Annotated in this window: 2 protein-coding genes and 1 pseudogene; 1 reads left to right on the forward strand and 2 read right to left on the reverse strand. The window is 68.1% G+C overall.

What is annotated here, in order from left to right; all coding sequences use genetic code 11:
• Window positions 1-302: pseudogene (locus J0695_RS30755) on the reverse strand (M23 family peptidase); the annotation flags it as partial.
• Window positions 303-517: 215 nt separating this feature from the next.
• On the reverse strand, window positions 518-1,372 hold the full coding sequence (locus J0695_RS30760) for a lipase family alpha/beta hydrolase (RefSeq protein ID WP_206967576.1): 855 nt from the start codon (window positions 1,370-1,372) through the stop codon (window positions 518-520).
• A gap of 266 nt (window positions 1,373-1,638) precedes the next feature.
• On the opposite strand from J0695_RS30760, the gene icmB reads away from it, so the two are divergent.
• Window positions 1,639-2,064: a coenzyme B12-dependent isobutyryl CoA mutase small subunit gene (icmB, locus tag J0695_RS30765; RefSeq protein WP_206967578.1), complete on the forward strand. Its 426-nt coding sequence runs from the start codon at window positions 1,639-1,641 to the stop codon at window positions 2,062-2,064.
• The last annotated feature ends 30 nt before the right edge of the window (window positions 2,065-2,094 follow it).

Below are 2,094 nucleotides of genomic sequence, written 5' to 3' on the forward strand. Positions count from 1 at the left end.
CAGTGGGACGCCTCGGCCTGGTTCCAGGCCGAGGCGTCCCACTGACCGGTGGTGTCGTAGCTGTCGTAGGCGACGGCCTGCGCGGGGACCTGCACCGCCCACTGGCCGGTGGTGTCGTAGCCGTAACTCTGCTGTGCGCCGGTGTCCCACTGCGTGGTGTCGTACTGCCCGGTCTGCGCCGTGTCGTACACCGTGCCGTCGTACGCGCCGGGGAGGTTGCCGAAGAGCGGGTCGGTTTCGTAACTGCCCGTGGAGTAGGCGTCGTACCCGACGTGCCCGGCGTGGGTTTGCTGGTCGTTCACCAACGTCTCTCTCGCCTAGGCAGCAGGACCCTGCGTCGCATGAGTCTGTAGGTAACTCACAGGAAAGCAGTGGCGCGACTGTACCCGGCAGTACGCGGGGACGACAATCTTCGGCGGGTTCCGGGCCGTCGGGAAACGGGCATTCGGCCGTCTTTCGGCGGTCTCTGGACAGAGCTTTGGCCCGGCGTTCGAGGGCTGTTCGGATAATCGGGCTCTCAGGCCACCGAAACCGACCCCGCGATGCCCACCCCCGTCACCTGTACGTCGAGTGCCTGGCGGATGCCGGCGGCGACCGCCGGATGGACGGGGAGGGCGAGATGCCCGATTCCGCTGACCCGGACGTTCTGCGCGATCAGATCGGGGTGCTCGACGCAGGCGGACTCGACCGGCGCCATCAGATGGTCGAGATCGCTCCAGAAACTCACGAAGCGCGTACGGCAGCCGACGGCCGGTTCGCGCAGCTCCTGGATCACATCGGAGCCGGGGCACATCTGGCGCACGAGCGGGTGCGCGCTCATGAGCTGGGCGACCTGGGTGCCCGCGTGCGGGGTACCGAGGGTGACCAGGGTGCGGACGCGCGTGTCGCCGCCGAGGCGCTGTACGTAGTAGCGGGCGATGAGGCCGCCCAGGCTGTGCCCGACCACATCGACCTGCTGGTGTCCGGTGCGGGCGCAGATCTCCTCGATATGGCGGCCGAGCAGTTCGGCGGCGACGCGGATGTCGCAGGTCAGCGGCGAGTAGTTGAGCGCTTCGAGATGGCGCCAGCCGTTCCGGGCCAGCGAGCGGCGCAGCAGGACGAAGACGGAGCGGTTGTCGACGAAACCGTGGAGCAGGACGACGGGCGCACGGTCGGGCCCTGCGATGGCCGGGCCGGCGGACTCTCCGGCCGCACCGGACTCCGCCGCCTCCCGCATGTCCTCCCTGCGTTCGGGGGCGAACCCGGAGGGATAGAGGAGCAGATGCCCGGCGAGGATCGCGAGATCCAACGCGGTGGCTCTCAGTAACGCGGAGGAGAAACGCATCCGGCGCAGCAGGCACTGCGGAAAGAGAAAGAAGGGTATGACCCGCATGGGCCTACCTCCCTAACGGCACGCGGGGAGACGGCCCTGTCCCCCGTGTGCCCTCATGGGAAGCCGTACGACGTACGGCGGAACGAAGATGTCGGTGGGCCGCACCACCGTGCAGCGCGGCTGACGGCACGGTGGTGCGGCGACCTCGTCTGCGGCTCCCCGATATTTGTCCCACGTGTGATTTCCCCCTCCCTATCCACCGTGAAACGGCGGGTTGCGGGATGCTGTCGATAACGTTCGTTCACATCGTGTGCATGGAGGCAGTGATGGGTGTCCAGGGTCCGATCCGCGTGGTGGTCGCCAAGCCAGGGCTCGACGGGCACGATCGCGGGGCCAAGGTGATCGCGAGGGCGTTGCGCGACGCGGGTATGGAGGTCATCTACACCGGGCTGCACCAGACCCCGGAGCAGATCGTGGACACGGCGATCCAGGAGGACGCGGACGCGATCGGTCTCTCCATCCTCTCGGGCGCCCACAACACGCTCTTCGCCAAGGTGATCGACCTCCTCAAGGACCGCGAGGCGGAGGACATCAAGGTCTTCGGCGGCGGCATCATCCCCGAGGCGGACATCGCACCGCTCAAGGAGAAGGGCGTCGCGGAGATCTTCACGCCCGGCGCGACGACGGTCTCCATCGTGGACTGGGTCCGCGCCAACGTCCGCCAGCCGAATTCAAGCCCCTCCGGCGTTTGAGGAGCGGGGGTCTGGGGGCGGAGCCCCCAG

The sequence above is a fragment of the Streptomyces beijiangensis genome (assembly GCF_017315755.1).
Classification (GTDB): domain Bacteria; phylum Actinomycetota; class Actinomycetes; order Streptomycetales; family Streptomycetaceae; genus Streptomyces; species Streptomyces beijiangensis.

What these genes read in the sequence shown, in the direction of transcription:
- J0695_RS30760 (WP_206967576.1), bottom strand. Translation starts at nt 1,372, where the DNA reads ATGCGGGTCATACCCTTCTTTCTCTTTCCGCAGTGCCTGCTGCGCCGG.
- icmB (WP_206967578.1), top strand. Translation starts at nt 1,639, where the DNA reads ATGGGTGTCCAGGGTCCGATCCGCGTGGTGGTCGCCAAGCCAGGGCTC.